The following is a 17,098-nucleotide window of genomic DNA, read 5'->3' on the forward strand; positions in this document are numbered from 1 at the left end:
CCCGGTATTGATCCGCTACGCGATGATAGCCAAACGGTGAAAACTGTGGAACCGTCGTCGCGACAATAAAGATGGGAAAAGGAGCGAAAGCCATGGCGGATGACCAGGCACGCGCCGCGCTTGCGGCAATTCCGATGCTGGCCGGCTATGACGGCCCGCTGGAACGGCTCGGCGGCCTGACCAACCTCGTCTTCAGAGGTAAGGATTTCTGCCTGCGTATCCCCGGCAAGGATACCGAGGAATACATCAACCGCGCCAACGAGGCAGTGGCGGCCCGGGAAGCGGCGAAGGCCGGCGTCAGCCCGGAAGTGCTGCATGTCGATGCCGAGACCGGCGTGCTGGTGACCCGCTTCATCGCCGGCGCCGAGACGATGTCGCCGGAAAAATTCAAGACCCGACCGGGCAGCCCGGCACGCGCCGGCAAGGCCTTTCGCAAGCTGCACACATCCGGCGCGGTGTTCCCCTTCCGCTTCGAGCTGTTCGCGATGATCGACGATTATCTGAAAGTGCTGTCAACCAAGGACGTCGCCCTGCCTGCCGGCTACCACGATGTGGTCCGCGAGGCGGAGGCAGTGCGCTCAGCACTTGCAGCTCAACCTCTGCCGATCGTCGCCTGCCACTGCGACCCGCTCTGCGAAAACTTTCTCGATACGGGCGACAGGATGTGGATCGTCGACTGGGAATATTCCGGCATGAACGATCCGCTCTGGGATCTCGGCGACCTCAGCGTCGAAGGGCAATTCGACGCCGCGCAGGACGAGGAAATGATGCTGGCCTATTTCGGCGGCGAGCCGAGACCGGCGGAGCGCGCCCGCATCGTCATCTACAAGGCGATGTGCGACCTTTTGTGGACGCTGTGGGGACTGATCCAGCTTGCCAACAAAAATCCGGCCGACGACTTTCGCGCCTATGCAGACGGCCGGTTTGCGCGCTGCAAGGCACTGATGGAGATGCCGGAATTTTCGCGGCATCTCGCAGCGGTGCGCCGGGGTTAATTCACACCCTTCGGCACGTTCTCGGGCGGCACCACGGTTTCGACCACCTTCTGGCGATGGAAAATGAACAGGCCGGCCAGCACGACGATGGCCGAGCCGATCAGGATGCGCGGCCCAGGCACATCGCCGAAGAAGGCGAGGCCGAAGACCACTGCCCACAACAGCAGGCTGTAATGCAGCGGCGCCAAGGTCGAGGCCGGCGCCAGCTTCAACGCCCTGGTGATCATCAGATGCGCACCGCAGGAGACGATGCCGAGAAGCAGCATGGCGCCGAAGTCGAGCGAGGACGGCGTCCTCCAGCTGCCGAGGGTCAGCGCAGCGCCGACCAGCAGCGTGCCGATGGTTTGCCAGGTGACCAGCGAAGTGTCGCTGGTGCCGCGGAGCCGCCGATTGAGGATGATGGCGAAGGCAAAGGAAATGCTGCCGGCGAGCGCGAACATCGAGGACAGCGAGAACGCGGCCGACGACGGCTTCAGCATGATCAGCACACCGCAGAAACCGAGCAGGATAGCCGCCCAGCGGCGCCAGCCGACCCTTTCGCCGAGCAAAAAGTGCGACAGCGCCGCGACGTAGATCGGCCCGGCCATGTAGAAGCTCATCACATCGGCGAGCGGCAGATAGACGACCGCCGCGTAGAACAGCGCCGTGTCAAGCGTCGTCATCACCACGCGCAGCAGCTGCAGCTCCGGCCGCTCCATGAGAAACAGCTTGGCCGCACCCTGATGGGCAATCATCGGCCCAAGTATGAAAAACGCGCCGATCGAGCGGATCAGCACGACCTGGCCGACGGAAAAACTGGCAACCAGCCACTTGCCCATCGCATCGTTCAGCGCAAACAGGAAATCGCCGGCGAGCATCAGCAGGATGCCGGCCAGCAGCACGTTCCTGATCGTCGAATTATGGGCTGCGGGCTGCGCCATTCCGTTACCGGTTCCTCGCCGTGGGGTACGGTGACCCGCGTCGTAGTCGCAAGCTGCGGCCGTGACGAGGCGAAAATCGAGAATTCGGTAAGACCAGCGCCGGAAATCGGCTGGACTAATGCATGTCGCGCAAAAGTGTGCAGCGGTTTTGCGACAACGACATGCATCAAAACAGGAACTTAAGCGCGTCGCATGAGGCCGGTCGAGCGCGACGCGCTTTAAGCGTGGCGCCGGTTCACCGTGCCCGGCCTTCCGGCGATCGAAAGCCGCGTGTCCTGCCGGCTGCGCTCGGCCACCACCTTGCCCCTGGCAATGACGCAGAGACGCTCTGGGCGCAGCCGCAGCGCCTCGACCGGGTTGCCGGCATCGAGAACGACCAGGCTGGCGCGCTTGCCGACCGCCAGGCCAAGGTGGTCGAGGCCCATGATGGCGGCATTGACGTTGGTGACCATGTCGAAGCAGCGCGCCATCTCTGCCGGGCTCGACATCTGGGCGACATGCAGGCCCATGAAGGCGACGTCGAGCATGTCTGCGGTGCCCAGCGAATACCAGGGGTCGAGCACGCAATCCTGGCCCCAGCCGACGCGGATGCCGTGCGCCAGCATCTCCTTGACCCGCGTCAGCCCGCGGCGCTTGGGAAAGGTGTCGTGGCGGCCCTGCAGCATGATGTTGATCAGCGGATTGGGGATCGCCGAAACGCCGGCCTCGGCAATCAGCGGCAACAGTTTCGAGACGTAGTAATTATCCATCGAATGCATCGATGTTAGGTGCGAGCCGGCCACTCTGCCCTGCAATCCAAGCCGCTGCGTCTCATAGGCAAGCTGCTCGATGTGGCGCGACAGCGGATCGTCGGTCTCGTCGCAATGCAGGTCGACCATCAGGCCGCGCTCGGCCGCGATCTCGCAGAGCTCGGTGACGGAGCGCGTGCCGTCGGCCATGGTGCGCTCGAAATGCGGAATGCCGCCGACGACATCGACGCCTATGTCGAGCGCCCGGATGGTGTTGCTGCGCGCCGTCGGCGAGCGATAGAAGCCGTCCTGCGGGAAGGCGACCAATTGCAGGTCGATATACGGCGCAACGGTCTTCTTCACGTCGAGCAGCGCTTCGACCGCCAGCAGGCGGTCGTCGCAAACATCGACATGGGTTCGGATCGCGAGCAGGCCCATCGACACCGCCCAGTCGCAATAGGCAAGCGCACGGTCGCGCACCGCCTCGTGGGTCAGAAGCGGCTTCAGCTCGCCCCAAAGCGAGATGCCTTCGAGCAGCGTGCCCGAGACATTGATGCGGGGAATGCCGAGCGAAAGCGTGGCATCCATATGGAAATGCGGATCGACGAAGGGCGGCGAGACCAGATTGCCACGGGCATCGATCGCCGTGCCGGCGCTGACGTTCAGCTCGGGCTCTATCGCTGCGATCGTTTCGCCGACGATGCCGATATCGGCGATCCTGCCGTCGGGCAGCGTGCCGCCGCGCACCACAAGGTCGAAATCCATCTATCGTTACCCCTTTGAAGAGTATGCCTATTCCGGCACGTACCGCACCGCCCCCTTGGCGGCACTTGTCGCCATCGCCGCATAGGCGCGCAAGGCCGTCGTCACCTTGCGCTTGCGCTTTTCCTCGGGCTTCCAGGCAGTTGGTCCCCTGGCCTCCATCGCCGCACGACGGCCGGTGAGTTCGGCGTCGTCGACGGCAAGCCTGATGGTGCGGTTGGGGATGTCGATCTCGATCGTGTCGCCTTCCCTGACCAGCCCGATCAGACCGCCTTCAGCCGCTTCCGGCGAGACGTGGCCGATCGACAGGCCGGAGGTGCCGCCGGAAAAACGACCGTCGGTGATCAGTGCGCAGGCTTTGCCGAGGCCCTTCGATTTGAGATAGCTGGTCGGATAGAGCATTTCCTGCATGCCGGGGCCGCCGCGCGGGCCTTCATAACGGATAACGACGACATCGCCGGCGTTGATCTCGTTCGACAGGATCGCCTTGACGCTGGCGTCCTGGCTTTCGAACACTCTTGCCGGACCGGTGAATTTCAGGATCGATTCATCGACCCCGGCCGTCTTCACGATGCAACCGTCGAGCGCGAGATTGCCTTTCAGCACGGCAAGGCCGCCATCCCTTGAGAAAGGATGTTCGGCCGAGCGGATGACGCCCGTCTCGCGGTCGAGATCGAGCTCGTCCCAGCGGCGGTCCTGGCTGAAGGCGACCTGCGTCGGCACGCCGCCAGGTGCCGCCAGAAAGAAGTCGCGGACATTCTGGCTTGACGTGCGGGAGATATCCCAATGATCGAGCGCTTCGCCGAGGCTTGCGGTGTGCACCGTCGGCAAGTCGCGGTTGATCAGCCCGGCGCTATCCAACTGGCCGAGGATCGCCATGATGCCGCCGGCGCGGTGGACGTCCTCCATGTGGACGTCGGCCTTGGCCGGCGCCACCTTGCACAGCACCGGCACCCGCCGCGACAGCCGGTCGATGTCCTCCATTGTGAAGTCGACCTCGCCCTCATGTGCCGCGGCGAGGATGTGCAGCACGGTGTTGGTCGAGCCGCCCATGGCGATATCGAGCGTCATGGCGTTCTCGAAAGCGCCCTTCGACGCGATGCCGCGCGGTAGCGCGGTGTCGTCGTCCTGCTCGTAATAGCGTTGGGCGAGATCGACGATCAGATGGCCGGCCTCGACGAACAGCCGCTTGCGGTCGGCATGCGTCGCCAGCGTCGAGCCGTTGCCGGGCAGCGACAGGCCGAGCGCCTCGGTCAGGCAGTTCATCGAATTGGCGGTGAACATGCCCGAGCACGAGCCGCAGGTCGGACAGGCCGATCGCTCGATGATCTTGACGTCCTCGTCGGATACCTTGTCGTCAGCGGCCGCGACCATGGCGTCGACCAGGTCAAGCGCCTGGCTCTTGCCGGCGAGCACCACCTTGCCGGCCTCCATCGGTCCGCCGGAGACGAAGACGGTCGGGATGTTGAGGCGCAGCGACGCCATCAGCATGCCCGGCGTGATCTTGTCGCAATTCGAGATGCAGACCATGGCGTCGGCGCAATGCGCGTTGACCATGTATTCGACCGAGTCGGCGATCAATTCTCGCGACGGCAGCGAATACAGCATGCCGTCATGGCCCATGGCGATGCCGTCGTCGACGGCTATGGTGTTGAATTCCTTGGCGACGCCGCCGGCCTTTTCGATCTCGCGGGCAACCAGCTGGCCTAGGTCCTTCAGATGGACATGGCCGGGCACGAACTGGGTGAAGGAGTTGACCACGGCGATGATCGGCTTGCCGAAATCCGAATCCTTCATCCCGGTGGCGCGCCACAGGCCGCGGGCGCCGGCCATGTTGCGGCCATGGGTGGTGGTGCGGGAACGGTAGGCGGGCATTGAACTGTCCTTGCTGTCTGTTCGCGCCGCACAGGCGCGGAAAACCGGAATTGAGCCGCAGGCCTTATAGACGCCAAGCTCTGGTCTGGCCACAATTTTGCGCTGCGCCAGGGCGCGGAACGAGCGCCAGCCAAAGACGCAGCCGGTCCAGACCGTAAAAAAGTCAGAGGTGCTGTCGGATCGGGTTTTGCTCGAGCGTCCTTGGGCAGACGGCGGGCCGGGCATCAATCGCCAGCCGGCCGTTTTGTGAGTGAAAACAAAGCCAAAACCAGTCCGAGGAGCAAGAGAATGCAAAAGATCACCCCCTGCCTGTGGTTCGACGACCAGGCCGAGGAGGCCATGAACCATTACATCTCCATCTTCAAGAATTCGAAGGTGCTGAGCGTGATGCGCTGGCCCAAGGGCAGCGGCGATAATGAGGGCAAGGTGCTGATGGTCTCATTCGAGCTCGACGGCGTTCAGTTCCAGGCGCTCAACGGCGGGCCGCAATTCAAGTTCACCCAGGCAGTCTCGCTCTCCATCGACTGCAAGACGCAGGACGAGGTCGACTATTTTTGGGACAGGCTCATCGCGGGCGGTGGCGAGCCCAGCCAGTGCAGCTGGCTGAAGGACAAGTTCGGCCTCTCCTGGCAGGTCGTTCCCGAGCAGTTGCCCAAGCTGCTGCTGGACCCCGACAGGGAAAAGGCCGGCCGCGTGATGCAGGCGATGATGCAGATGAGCAAGATCGACATCGCCAAGATCGAAGAGGCAGCCAGGGGGTGAACGAACGCGGTCTTGCCTTCCCCCCCTGTGGGAGAAGGTGGATCGGCGCGAAGCGCCGAGACGGTTGAGGGATGTTGGACGGAATGAGACGTTGGTGTTTCCTGGAACACCCCTCATCCGTCGCCTTCGGCGACACCTTCTCCCCCAAGGGGAGAAGGGAAGGGGCCGCATCAAGCCGCTTTGTCGCGGACTTGATAATCCTTCACCGCGGCAAAGCGGATCGCCTTCCAGCGTTCAGCCTCGTAGTTGAGCGAGAAGGCGTGCTGGGCGAGGAACACCGGATCGTTGTCGAGATCGCGGGCAATGTCGCCGCGATGCGCCTCGATGAAGCGCTGGAGCTCGGCCTTGTCGTCGGCCGAGATCCAGCGGCAGACCGAAAAGCGCGACATCTCGAAATCGACCGGCAGTGTGTATTCGAAGTTCAGCCGCTCTTTCAGGACATCGAGCTGCAGGGCGCCGACGACGCCGACGATGGCCGGCGAGCCGTCCTCCGGCGAGAACAATTGCACGACGCCTTCTTCGGCCATCTGGTGCAGCGCCTCCTTGAGCTTCTTGGCCTTCATCGCGTCGCCGAGGCGGACGCGGCGCAGGATTTCCGGCGCGAAATTCGGCACGCCGCGAAACAGGATCTCCTCGCCCTCGGTCAGCGTGTCACCGATGCGCAGCGTGCCGTGGTTGGGGATGCCGACGACATCGCCGGCGAACGCCTCGTCGGCCGTGACGCGGGTGCGGGCGAAGAAGAATTGCGGCGCCGACAGGCTCATCGGCTTTCCCGTGCGCACCAGCTTGGCCTTCATGCCGCGCTCGAGCTTGCCGGAGCAGACACGGACGAAAGCAATACGGTCGCGGTGGTTGGGGTCCATATTGGCCTGGATCTTGAAGACGAAGGAGGTCATCTTGTCCTCGGTTGCCTCGACCTTGCGCGTGTCGGCCTCCTGCGCGCGCGGCGGCGGCCCATAGGCGCCGAGCGCCTCGATCAGGTCGCGCACGCCGTAATTGCGCAGCGCCGAGCCGAAATAGACCGGTGTCAGATGGCCTTCGCGAAAGGCTTCCAGATCGAGCGGGCGGCAGGCCTCGCGCGCCAGCTCCAGCTCCTCGATGAAAGCCTCGCGCTCGTTCTCCGGCAGCAGGCCGGCGACGCGGTTGGAATCGGGACCGTTGACCGGCGTGCGCTCCTTTTCGGCGTCGCCCTTGCGCACAGCATTCAGTGCCAGATGGTAGGTCCCGGAAAAGGTCTTGCCGCGGCCGATCGGCCAGGTGATCGGTGCGGTATCAAGCGCCAGCTTCTGCTCGATCTCGTCGAGGATGTCGAACGGGTCGCGGCTTTCTCGGTCCATCTTGTTGACGAAGGTGATGATCGGGATGTCCCGCAACCGGCAGACCTCGAACAGTTTCAGCGTGCGCGGCTCGATACCCTTGGCGGCGTCGATGACCATGACCGCGCTGTCGACCGCCGACAGCGTGCGATAAGTATCGTCGGCGAAATCCTCGTGGCCGGGCGTGTCGAGCAGGTTGAAGACGGTGTCCTCATATTCGAAGGTCATCACCGAGGTGACCACCGAAATGCCGCGCTCGCGTTCGATCTTCATCCAGTCGGACCGGGTCTGGATGCGGTCCTTCTTGGCCTTGACCTCGCCAGCAAGCTGGATCGCGCCGCCAAACAAAAGCAGCTTTTCGGTGAGCGTTGTCTTGCCGGCGTCGGGGTGAGCAATGATCGCGAAAGTGCGGCGGCGCGATACCGCATCTGTAATCGTTTCGGACATTTTCAGGATTTCCGTGTGAGGCCGGGCTTCTAGCAGCGGAGTGCAGAGCTGTCGACCTCTCCGGCGGAGTGGCCACGCTCCCGGCTTCACGCCGGTTCGGCGGCATGGCTCTCGAAGGCTATCTCGGGAATCCACTCGGCAATGGCGGTACCGATCCTGTCGGCATGGTCCTCCTGCAGATAATGCGCGCCGGGTCCGAGATCGATCAACCGGCAGTTCTTCAGGCCCACCGCGAATTCCCGTGCCGCCTGCGGCGAGACGAGGGCGCCCGGATCGCCTGAGAAAAGCAGCTTCGGGTAGGAGGAAGCCCGGAGCGCCCGATGGTCGTTCTCACTGATGGCGGCGACGTCGGCGGGCTGGCCTTCGATCGGCAGGTCGCGCGGCAGCCTCAGGATCGGCTCGCGCGATCGCGGTGTCGGGAACGGCGCCCGATAAGCTGCCATTTCAGCATCGCTCATCGTGCGCAGAACCGAGGCCGGCAGCACCTTTTCGACGAAAACATTGTCTTCCAGAACAAGCTTCTCACCGATGCCAGGCGTGCGCATTGCCTTGAACAATTCGCGCGCCTGCGGACGCTGGTGGAAATCGTCCCAGCTCTCGAAGGGCCGGATGAATTCAATGAAGGCGAGGCCGAGGATCCGCTGCGGCCGCCGGGCGGCGAGATGGAAGGCAAGGGCGGTACCCCAGTCCTGCGCGACGACCACCATGTCGGTGATGCCAAGCGTCTCGATGAAAGCGTCGAGATACCGGACGTGGTCGAAGAAGCGATAGTCGATGTCCGGCTTGCCGGATTGGCCATAGCCGATCAGGTCGGGCGCTATGCAGCGGCCGAACGGCGCTACATGCGGGATGATGTCGCGCCAGATGTAGGACGACGTCGGGTTGCCGTGCAGGAAGAGTACTGTCGGGCCAGCCGTGCCTGCCTCGATATAGGAAATGGTGGAATCGAGTACCGCGACTTGCGAGCGCGGCAACATTCTGCGCTTTTCGAGTTTCGGGTTCATCGGATCAGCTCCTTTTTGCGAAGACTGTTTTGAAGACGATATTCTTGAAACGCTCGACCGGTTCGGGACTGCGCTCCACCTTCATGCGCAGCATCGCACCTTGCCAGGAACTCAAAAGGAAATCGGCGAGGTCCTCGGCATCGAATGCGTCGGTGATATCGCCGGCCGCCTGGCCTTCGGTGATGCATTCGGCGAACGGCTTGCGCCAGCGTTCGAAAATGGCGACGAGTTGCAGCCTCAGCGCCTCACTGTGAGCCGCCGTCTCGAGGCTGAGATTGCCGATCATGCAGCCCCGTGCCCAATCATGCGCCTCCAGCTTCGACGTGATGATTTCGAGATAGCGGCGCAAGCGCCCGACCGGGGGCGTGCCGTCCCGGGCAAGGGCCTGCTCCACCAAACCGCTCACATAGGCGAAATAGCGGTCCAGCACCTCGCCGGTGAACGCCTCCTTGGATGCAAAATGATTGGTGAAGGACCCCGGGCGGGCATCGGCCGCGGCGACGATGTCGCGTACGCCGGCGGCCGAATAGCCGGAACTCCAGATGGTCTTGAAACCGGCGTCGAGAAGTTTTTCGCGAAGTGAATGTCTAGCCATGCCGTATAATACGTACGTACGTATTAAAGTCAAGAAGCATGTTTTATACCGCGCGCTCTTGGCAGAACCCACGGGCAATGGCATCGCAGTGGTGGCGTTGGAACGAGGAGTGAAGCATGGCAGCGGCGAAACAAGTCATCGTCATCGGCGCCGGCATCATCGGCGCCTCCATCGCCTGGCACCTGACCAGGGCCGGAGCAAAGGTGACGGTCATTGCCGGCAGCGGTGCCGGCGGCGTCGCGACGCCGAATTCCTTTGCCTGGATCAATGCCAGTTGGGGTAATCCGCAGCCTTACTTCCGGCTACGGACTCGATCGATGGCCGAATGGACGCGATTGGCGAACGAGGTGCCGGGCATCCCGTTGCAATGGTGCGGTGGCCTGTGCTGGGACCTGCCCGCGGCCGAACTGGAAGCCTATGCCGCCGAACATTCCCTATGGGGCTACGGCATCGAGCGTGTCGACCGTGCCGGAGCGGCCCGCATCGAGCCCAATCTGGCCGAACTTCCCGACTTCGCCCTTTATGTCGCCAAGGAAGGTGTCGCCGAGCCGGTCGCCGCCACGCAAGCACTGCTGGCCGACGCCGAACGGCGCGACGCGCGGCTGCTGACGGGAGTTACCGCGACCGCGCTTGTGCAGGCCAACGGCAGGATTGCCGGCGTCGATACATCCGGCGGGCCGATTACTGCCGACGAGGTGGTGATCGCGGCCGGAGCCGGCTCTCCGGCACTAGCGGCAACAGCCGGGATAGAACTCCCGATCGAAACGCCGCCCGGCCTGATCGTGCATTCGCGCCCCTACGAAAAGCTGCTCAACGGGCTGGTGATCGGCGACCGCCTGCATATGCGCCAGACAGCGGGAGGCCGCGTCATCGCCGGCTCGGATTTCGGCGGCGCCGATCCCGGCATGGATGCCGCGGCCACCGCCCGCGACCTGTTTGCAGCGATGAAGGCGATGCTGCGCGGCGCGGATGGGCTGGAACTCGATTTCCACACCATTGGCTACCGGCCGACGCCGGTCGATGGCTTTCCCATCATAGGCCGCGCCGAAGGCACGGGCGGCGTCTACGTCGCCGTTATGCATTCCGGCATCACGCTGGCGCCGGCCGTCGGCCTGTTCGCCGCCCGCGAAATCCTCGACGGCGAGCGCGATCCGCTGCTTGATCCCTACGGACTGGCGCGGTTTACTCAATAACCGGGTGGGCGGCGAAAGCCGCCGGCCAGCGGCTCGATGGCCCTGGCGATCCCGAGCAGGCGCGACTCCGACCAGCGTTTGCCAACAAGCTGTAGTCCGATGGGCAGGCCGTCGCGATCCTGTCCGCAGGGCAGCGACAGTGCCGGATGGCCGCTGTAGTTGAACACCGCGCCATAGGCCGGCAGCATCCAGTAGCTTTGCTTCTCGCCGTCGACCTCGATCGGCGTTCCCGGCTCGCAATGCGGGAAGGCGGTGACCATGGCCACCGGGCACAGCAAGGCGTCGCAACCGTCGAAGAACCGTTCCCATGCCAGGATGGAGCGGTCGCGGCGGGCGAGCGCCTCGAACCAGCGCGAGACCGGCGTCGGCTTCTCCGGTGGTTCGGGCTGCGCCGCCTCCAGCATCATGCCGATCAGGACGCCGCCCTGCTTCAGCTCGTCGTGCAGGTCGAGCTCCGGCAATTCGGCTTCCTCGACGATGGCGCCCGCAGCCTGAAGCTCTTTTGCCAGACTTTCGACCGCCGCGCTGATCTCGCCGGCCACTGGAAAGCCCGGAAAGGACGGCGCGACGGCAATGCGCAAATTTTTGAGGTCCAGCTCAGGCATGGTTTCGACCGGGACCGGCGCAAGGTCGGTATCGCTTCCATCCGGCCCGGCAATGAGGCCGTAGATGAGCGCCAGGTCCTCGACGCTGCGCGCCAGCGGTCCGAGGCAGGACATCAGCCGCACGCTGCGCGGCGCCCCGCCTGGATCGGGGAAGGCGCCGGCGAGCGAGACGCGGTGCTCGGTCGGCTTGAGGCCGTAGACGCCACAAAAGGCGGCCGGCAGCCGGATCGAATCCTGCATGTCGGTGCCGACCTCGAACGGCGTCATTCCGGTGCTGAGCGCCGCCGCCGCACCGCCACTGGAGCCGCCGGCGGTGCGCTGGAGATCCCAGGGATTGCCGGTGCGGCCGAATGGCGGATTGCTCGACTGCCAGTCACCGAGCATTGTCGCCACGTTCGTCTTGCCCACCAGTATGCCGCCTGCCGCCTTTAGCCGGGCAACGACCGAACTGTCTGCCCTCGGGGCATAGTCGGCGAAGGCCGGGAAGCCGACGGTGGTTCTCATGCCAGCGGTTTCGTGCGTGTCCTTCAGTGTGAACGGCAGGCCATGCAGCGGCCCAAGTGCCTCGCCGCGCGCCTGCGCTTCGTCGGCTTTCTTCGCTCGAGCGCGAGCCTCCTCCCTGTCGAGCGTGACGACGGCATTGGCCGCCTCATTGTGCCTGTCGATCTGCGCCAGATGCTCGTCCAGCACTTCTATTGCGGAAACCGTACGGTCGCGGATGGCCGCGGCCAGTTTGGTGGTCGAGGAAAAGACGATATCCATCATGACCGCTCCGGGCTATCGCGTCGCGCTCCTCAAAATGGTGGATTGCGGCGCGGCTTCAAGCCTGGCTCGGCATTTTGACGACGGCGGCGCTTGATCGGATTGCGCTGCCGGGATTTGTTGAGGGGGCGCTGTACCGCGGCCTCCCGCGATCGGCACCTCTACGGCTTACCGTCCCCTGTTATGCGTCCGTTCGTAGAGCTCACGGATGATGCCGCTTGCCGTGGTCTCGAACAGAAACGGCAAGAAAGCATGAATGAGCGCGGCAAAGGCCGCCATGAACAATCGCGACGAGAACCATGCGGCGAAAGCCATATGGCCGAAATAGCTCTCGCCGACCGCGGCCGGGTGAGAGGTGAAAAGTCTTGCGAGCCGTGCTGTCATGTCGATCCCTCCTGCCGGCATGAAGAGCCAGCGATGAATATCCTGCCACGGCTATCAGGGTCATCGGTCTCAAATTGTCCTTGTCTAAAGCCAAATTTTGGGACAAACATCCCGCATGATGGCGGAAATCGACGAAATAGACCGGAGATTGCTGGCCGAGCTGCAACGCGACGGCACGCTGTCCGTCGACCAGCTCTCGGCAAGAATATCGCTGTCGCGCAATGCCTGCTGGCGCCGGGTCAAGCGGCTGGAGGAAGACGGCGTCATTACCGGTCGGGTGGCACTGGTCGACGCCGACAAGCTCGGACTCGGGCTTTCGGTGTTCATCCTGATCCGCACCTCGAACCACGATCCCGACTGGCTGCAAAGATTCCGGGCGGCGGTGACCGGCTTTGCCGAGATCACCGGCGCCTACCGCATGTCCGGCGATCTCGACTATGTGCTGCGCGCCCGCGTCGCCGATGTGAAGGCCTATGACCGGCTCTACCAGCGGCTGATCGCCAAGGTGGCGCTGTCGGACGTTTCGGCCTCTTTCGTCATGGAGGAGATCAAGGAGACCACGGTCGTTCCGATGGAACTGCGCTGAGGCGGAACTGCGCTGAAAGAAAGCCGTTGATAGCATTGCCGCCGAGTTGACTGAACCGGCGTTCGCGACGATAGGATCAGCCTTATGCGCGCAGCACCTTATCCTACCTCCGTCATCGGTCCGGCTGTCGGTTTCGTCAGGCTGCCGCATGGCGAGGGCTTGCCGCTTCCCGCCTATGAGAGCTCGGGCGCCGCCGGCATGGACCTGCGCGCCGCCGTCCCCGACGACAGGCCGCTTTTGATCCTGCCCGGAAAGCGCGCGCTGGTGCCGACCGGGCTGGTCCTGGAAATTCCGGAGGGCGTCGAAGGCCAGGTCCGGCCGCGTTCGGGCCTCGCCGTCAAGCACGGGCTCACCTGCCTCAACACGCCGGGCACCATCGACAGCGACTATCGCGGCGAGGTCAAGGTGCTGCTGATCAATCTCGGCGACGAGGATTTCGCCGTGACGCGCGGCATGCGGATCGCCCAGATCGTCTTCGCCCCGGTAACGCAGGCGACCGTCGAGGAGCGCACATTGGCCGGCGGCACGGCGCGCGGCTCGGGCGGCTTCGGATCGACCGGCACCGCTTGATGAAAATACCCAAACTCGTCATCTTCGATTGCGACGGGGTTCTGGTCGATACCGAGAACCTGGCCAATCGGCGCCTCGCCGAATGGTTGACCGCGGCAGGCTTCCCGGCCAGCTTCGAATATTGCCGCAAGAATTTCTCCGGCCGCAGCATGGTCTCGGTGCAGAAGGAAGTCGAGGCGACCGGCGTCAGTCTTGGCGCCGATTTTGTCGAGCGCTGGAACGCCGGCCTGCCGGACCTGTTCGCACATGGCGTCGAGGCCATCCCCTACGTTCGCGAGTTCATCGAAACCGTGCACGCCGCCGGCATCGCCACCTGCGTCGCCTCGTCGGCACGGGTATCGAAAATGCACATCACACTCGGCCAGACCGGGCTGCTGCCGCTGTTCGAGCATGCGCTGTTCAGCTCGACCATGGTCTCGCGCGGCAAGCCGTTCCCCGACCTCTTCCTGCATGCGGCAGCGACGATGGGCTTCGCGCCCGCCGACTGCATCGTCATTGAGGACAGCGTCGCCGGGACGACAGCCGGCATCGCCGCCGGCATGCGCGTCTATTCCTACCACGGCGACCCGCTTTCCGACCGCGATGGACTGATCGAAGCTGGCGGCATCCTGTTCGACGACATGCGTGAACTGGCCGGGCTGGTGCCGATCCACTGATCGCCTTTGCGTAAGCTGCATGCGCATCCGGTCTCAGACCGGGCGTGGGGCTCCAAGTACTCGGTCGACCGTGTCGCGTATGAGGCTGCGCAGCTTGGCCGGCCTGTCGAGATGACTGACGACAAGGAGGCCGTCGGCCGCCACCGTTAGCGCGTCCGCTGTGCGGTCCGGATCGGGATTTGCGTCCGCGATCAGCAGATCCCTGAGGATACCCCACTTCCAGTGACGATGCTGATCGATCGCCTGGCGAACCGGGCTGCTGGGATCCGGATATTCAGCGGCGGCATTCTGAAACGGGCAGCCGCGGTAGCCCGGCTGATCTGCCGCATCGGCGATGAGATCGAATATCGCAAGGATCATCTGCCGAGGTGGCCGCCGCCCAAGCTTCGCGATTGCCGCCCGTCCTCCCTTGCTGAGCTCCTCGATATAGGCGCGGACCAGATCGTCCTTGGCCGCGAAGTGATGATAGAACGTCGCCTTGGCAACGCCGGCCTCGGCGATGATGCGGTCGATGCCGACTGCGCGCACCCCCTCCAGAGAAAACAGCGCGGTCGCCGTATCGAGGATGCGACGGCGCGCAAGACTTTCGGGACGATTGTTGATTCGGGCTGCGGACATGCCTTGACTATATAGCAGACAGGTCTGTATACATCCACATGTAGACAGACAGGTCTACCTACTAATGAAGGAAATGCGAACATGGCTTCGATAGTCAGGGAAATCATCGTAGATGCTTCACCGGAAAGCGTATGGGCGACGGTCGGCGACTTCGCCGGCGGCGCCCAACGGATAGCCCCAGGCGTTTTCGTCGACTGCAGGGTGGATGAGGACGACGTACGGGCCCTTACTTTCGCCGACGGCAAGATTGTGCGAGAGCGGCTCATCGCCCGCGACGAGCAGAGCCGGCGCATCGTGTGGGGATGGCTCGGCGATGAGGTCGCCCATGATAACACCTCCATGCAGGTCTTTGCCGAGGGTGAGGGCCGGAGCCGCCTGGTCTGGATCCATGACACTCTGCCGGACGAACTCGGCGCGTGGCTCGCAGCCGCCATGGATCAGCTGGTGCCTGTTTTCCAGCAGACCCTGGCGACCGAAGCCAAACCAACATAGCGGGGTAACGCCAGGTGTTTCCTCTTGGCCGCAAAATGCTCTAGCTTGCGCGCGCCCGACATAACGAGCGCGCGCATGGCCTTCTCGCTGGTTCGTTTCATCCTTGCCTGCCTGCTGCTGCCTTGTCTTTGGACGACGGCCAGCGCCGAGGCCGTCAGTTTCCCGGAGCTCGGCAGCGCTGTCCCCGGCCACGGCGATGTCACCTATCTCGACCTCGCCAGGATGGTCATTCCCGATCTGGCCGCGGACAAGGACGGCTTTTTCCGGGGTTCGACGCCGATCGAGATGCGCCACATCGCTGGTCCGGACTACGGCGGCTCCCCGCCGGCGACGTCGGGTCTTTCCAACGCCGGCGTGCTCGGCATCAAGGCCGGCGGCAAGGAGCGGCTGGCCATGCTGTTCGACCTTGGCGACTCGCCTGACAGCGCCGAGGGCTATGCCGTGCTGGCACTCTATGACATCACCGGCAAGCCGGCGCTGCTCGACGCGGTCAATGTCGCCGTCGACCGCATCACCTATCTTCGCGATCCGGGCAAGCTGGCGATCGGGCCTGGTGACGACGCTATCATCAGCATGAGCATGCATTTCAATTCGAGCCAGGGCTATGGGATCACGCCGCTGATCATGGTCCGCAACGACAGGTTCGAGCTGATCGACATGATCTATACGTTCGACGAAAACCTCTGCACTCATAGGAGGACACAGAATGCGGCGTTCCAGGTGGTCGCCGACGGCCAGCCTTATGCAGCCATCAAGGTCACAGTGACCGACGCGACGCTACCGGGAGAAGAAAGCTGCGACGGCCAGCCGCCGCCAGAGGCGTCTTCGCGCGACATTTCCGTCACCTATCATTGGAACAAAAATGCTTCGCGCTACGTCAAGGATTCCGATGCGCTGGACCGATTGGCAGATGACAACGCCAAACGCTTCTGAGCCAACCGCATTTGTTTGCCCGGCGCCTTCCGCCGGGCTAGAATTTGCCTCACATTCTGCACTGGAGGGGAGCATCCATGGACAAGGGTAAGATTTTTCGCGACCTGCATGCCTCGATCTTCGTCATGGCCAATTCCTGGGACGTCGGGACGACCAAGCTCTTGGCTTCGTTCGGCTTCAAGGCGCTGGCCACGACCAGCGCCGGCTTTGCCTTTTCGCGCGGCCTGCCCGATGGTGCGGTGACGTTCGAGGCGATGATCCATCATTGCCGTGAAGTGTCGGCGGCGACCGGGCTGCCGGTTTCGGCCGATCTCGAAAAGGGCAAGGGCGACAGCGCAACAAGTGCCGGCGAGACCATCTTCGCCGCCGAGGCGGCTGGCCTCGCCGGCTGCTCGATCGAGGACCATACCGGCGAGCCCGACAAGCCGATCTATGATTTTGCGCATGCCGTCGAGCGCGTCGCGGCGGCGGCAGAAGCGGCACGGGCACTGAAACGCGATTTCGTCTTCACCGCGCGGGCCGAGAATTTCCTGTGGGGCAAGCCCGATCTTGACGATACGATCAAGCGGCTGCAGGCCTTCGAGAAGGCCGGCGCCGACGTGCTCTATGCACCGGGGCTAGGCGACATCGAGATGGTGCGAACCGTCTGCTCGGCGCTGACCAAGCCGGTCAACGTCATGGCCAGGCCCGGCTTCACCATCGCCGACCTGGCCACGGCGGGGGTAAAGCGCGTCTCGCTCGGTCCATGGCTCACCAATTTCGCCTTCGGCATGCTGGAGACCGCGGCGCGCGAGATCCAGCAGGATGGCACCTTCGGCTTCACCCGCGCCGCCATGCCGTTCGGCAAGCTGCAGGCGCTGTTTGCCAAATCTTCAGCCTAGGTCGGGCCCGGCGA

General features: G+C 63.8%; 18 protein-coding genes. 9 read left to right on the top strand and 9 right to left on the bottom strand.

From position 1 onward, the window contains the following. Positions 1-92 precede the first annotated feature (92 nt). On the top strand, positions 93-995 hold the full coding sequence (locus NKH42_RS03360) for a phosphotransferase (RefSeq protein WP_352506949.1): 903 nt from the start codon (positions 93-95) through the stop codon (positions 993-995). On the opposite strand, the gene NKH42_RS03365 is transcribed toward NKH42_RS03360, so the two are convergent. The 3 genes from NKH42_RS03365 to ilvD all read right to left on the bottom strand — a co-directional run bounded on the left by NKH42_RS03365 (position 992) and on the right by ilvD (position 5,280). Continuing rightward, complete coding sequence (locus NKH42_RS03365; RefSeq protein ID WP_352506948.1) at positions 992-1,915, bottom strand: DMT family transporter; 924 nt, start codon at positions 1,913-1,915, stop codon at positions 992-994. The two genes, NKH42_RS03360 and NKH42_RS03365, sit on opposite strands and share 4 nt — an antisense overlap. 218 nt (positions 1,916-2,133) lie before the next feature. Continuing rightward, a complete protein-coding gene (locus tag NKH42_RS03370; protein ID WP_352506947.1) occupies positions 2,134-3,408 on the bottom strand; it encodes an amidohydrolase family protein in 1,275 nt (424 codons plus the stop codon). Positions 3,409-3,435: 27 nt separating this feature from the next. Continuing rightward, positions 3,436-5,280 (bottom strand): dihydroxy-acid dehydratase, encoded by a 1,845-nt coding sequence (gene ilvD, locus NKH42_RS03375; RefSeq protein WP_352506945.1) that lies wholly within the window; start codon positions 5,278-5,280, stop codon positions 3,436-3,438. A 288-nt stretch (positions 5,281-5,568) separates the two neighbouring features. On the opposite strand from ilvD, the gene NKH42_RS03380 reads away from it, so the two are divergent. After that, on the top strand, positions 5,569-6,042 hold the full coding sequence (locus tag NKH42_RS03380) for a VOC family protein (protein WP_352506944.1): 474 nt from the start codon (positions 5,569-5,571) through the stop codon (positions 6,040-6,042). Between the two features lie 170 nt (positions 6,043-6,212). On the opposite strand, the gene NKH42_RS03385 is transcribed toward NKH42_RS03380, so the two are convergent. The 3 genes from NKH42_RS03385 to NKH42_RS03395 form a co-directional block, all read right to left on the bottom strand. Further along, positions 6,213-7,805, bottom strand: coding sequence for a peptide chain release factor 3 (locus NKH42_RS03385; protein ID WP_352506942.1), 1,593 nt, complete (start codon positions 7,803-7,805; stop codon positions 6,213-6,215). Between the two features lie 86 nt (positions 7,806-7,891). Continuing rightward, the gene (locus tag NKH42_RS03390) at positions 7,892-8,809 is read right to left on the bottom strand and encodes a haloalkane dehalogenase (protein ID WP_352506941.1); all 918 of its coding nucleotides are present in this window, start codon (positions 8,807-8,809) and stop codon (positions 7,892-7,894) included. 4 nt (positions 8,810-8,813) lie between these two features. Then, the gene (locus NKH42_RS03395; RefSeq protein ID WP_352506940.1) at positions 8,814-9,404 is read right to left on the bottom strand and encodes a TetR/AcrR family transcriptional regulator; all 591 of its coding nucleotides are present in this window, start codon (positions 9,402-9,404) and stop codon (positions 8,814-8,816) included. Positions 9,405-9,520: 116 nt separating this feature from the next. Here NKH42_RS03395 and NKH42_RS03400 point away from each other — a divergent pair, with 116 nt between their 5' ends. Continuing rightward, the gene (locus NKH42_RS03400; RefSeq protein WP_352506939.1) at positions 9,521-10,597 is read left to right on the top strand and encodes an NAD(P)/FAD-dependent oxidoreductase; all 1,077 of its coding nucleotides are present in this window, start codon (positions 9,521-9,523) and stop codon (positions 10,595-10,597) included. Here NKH42_RS03400 and NKH42_RS03405 read toward each other — a convergent pair. Together NKH42_RS03405 and NKH42_RS03410 are read right to left on the bottom strand one after the other, a co-directional pair. Continuing rightward, on the bottom strand, positions 10,591-11,964 hold the full coding sequence (locus tag NKH42_RS03405; RefSeq protein WP_352973948.1) for an amidase: 1,374 nt from the start codon (positions 11,962-11,964) through the stop codon (positions 10,591-10,593). The genes NKH42_RS03400 and NKH42_RS03405 overlap by 7 nt on opposite strands. A gap of 168 nt (positions 11,965-12,132) precedes the next feature. Next, complete coding sequence (locus NKH42_RS03410; RefSeq protein ID WP_023717932.1) at positions 12,133-12,348, bottom strand: DUF6356 family protein; 216 nt, start codon at positions 12,346-12,348, stop codon at positions 12,133-12,135. Positions 12,349-12,463: 115 nt separating this feature from the next. Between NKH42_RS03410 and NKH42_RS03415 the strand changes: the two genes are divergently transcribed. The 3 genes from NKH42_RS03415 (at position 12,464) to NKH42_RS03425 (ending at position 14,160) form a co-directional block, all read left to right on the top strand. Then, positions 12,464-12,934, top strand: coding sequence for an Lrp/AsnC family transcriptional regulator (locus tag NKH42_RS03415; protein ID WP_254816142.1), 471 nt, complete (start codon positions 12,464-12,466; stop codon positions 12,932-12,934). An 84-nt stretch (positions 12,935-13,018) separates the two neighbouring features. After that, complete coding sequence (gene dut / locus NKH42_RS03420) at positions 13,019-13,504, top strand: dUTP diphosphatase (RefSeq protein WP_352506938.1); 486 nt, start codon at positions 13,019-13,021, stop codon at positions 13,502-13,504. Continuing rightward, a complete protein-coding gene (locus NKH42_RS03425; protein ID WP_352479875.1) occupies positions 13,504-14,160 on the top strand; it encodes an HAD family hydrolase in 657 nt (218 codons plus the stop codon). The genes dut and NKH42_RS03425 overlap by 1 nt, the downstream gene beginning before the upstream one ends. 33 nt (positions 14,161-14,193) lie before the next feature. Here NKH42_RS03425 and NKH42_RS03430 read toward each other — a convergent pair whose 3' ends face one another. Then, positions 14,194-14,778 (bottom strand): TetR/AcrR family transcriptional regulator, encoded by a 585-nt coding sequence (locus tag NKH42_RS03430; RefSeq protein WP_352506937.1) that lies wholly within the window; start codon positions 14,776-14,778, stop codon positions 14,194-14,196. An 81-nt stretch (positions 14,779-14,859) separates the two neighbouring features. Between NKH42_RS03430 and NKH42_RS03435 the strand changes: the two genes are divergently transcribed. From NKH42_RS03435 to NKH42_RS03445, 3 genes are all read left to right on the top strand, one after another. Continuing rightward, positions 14,860-15,270, top strand: coding sequence for an SRPBCC family protein (locus NKH42_RS03435; protein WP_352506936.1), 411 nt, complete (start codon positions 14,860-14,862; stop codon positions 15,268-15,270). A 75-nt stretch (positions 15,271-15,345) separates the two neighbouring features. Next, positions 15,346-16,203, top strand: coding sequence for a hypothetical protein (locus tag NKH42_RS03440; RefSeq protein WP_352506935.1), 858 nt, complete (start codon positions 15,346-15,348; stop codon positions 16,201-16,203). A 77-nt stretch (positions 16,204-16,280) separates the two neighbouring features. Continuing rightward, positions 16,281-17,084: an isocitrate lyase/PEP mutase family protein gene (locus tag NKH42_RS03445; protein WP_352506934.1), complete on the top strand. Its 804-nt coding sequence runs from the start codon at positions 16,281-16,283 to the stop codon at positions 17,082-17,084. Positions 17,085-17,098 lie beyond the last annotated feature (14 nt).

Origin of the sequence: Mesorhizobium sp. M1142, assembly GCF_040318565.1 — a bacterium.
GTDB lineage: Bacteria > Pseudomonadota > Alphaproteobacteria > Rhizobiales > Rhizobiaceae > Mesorhizobium.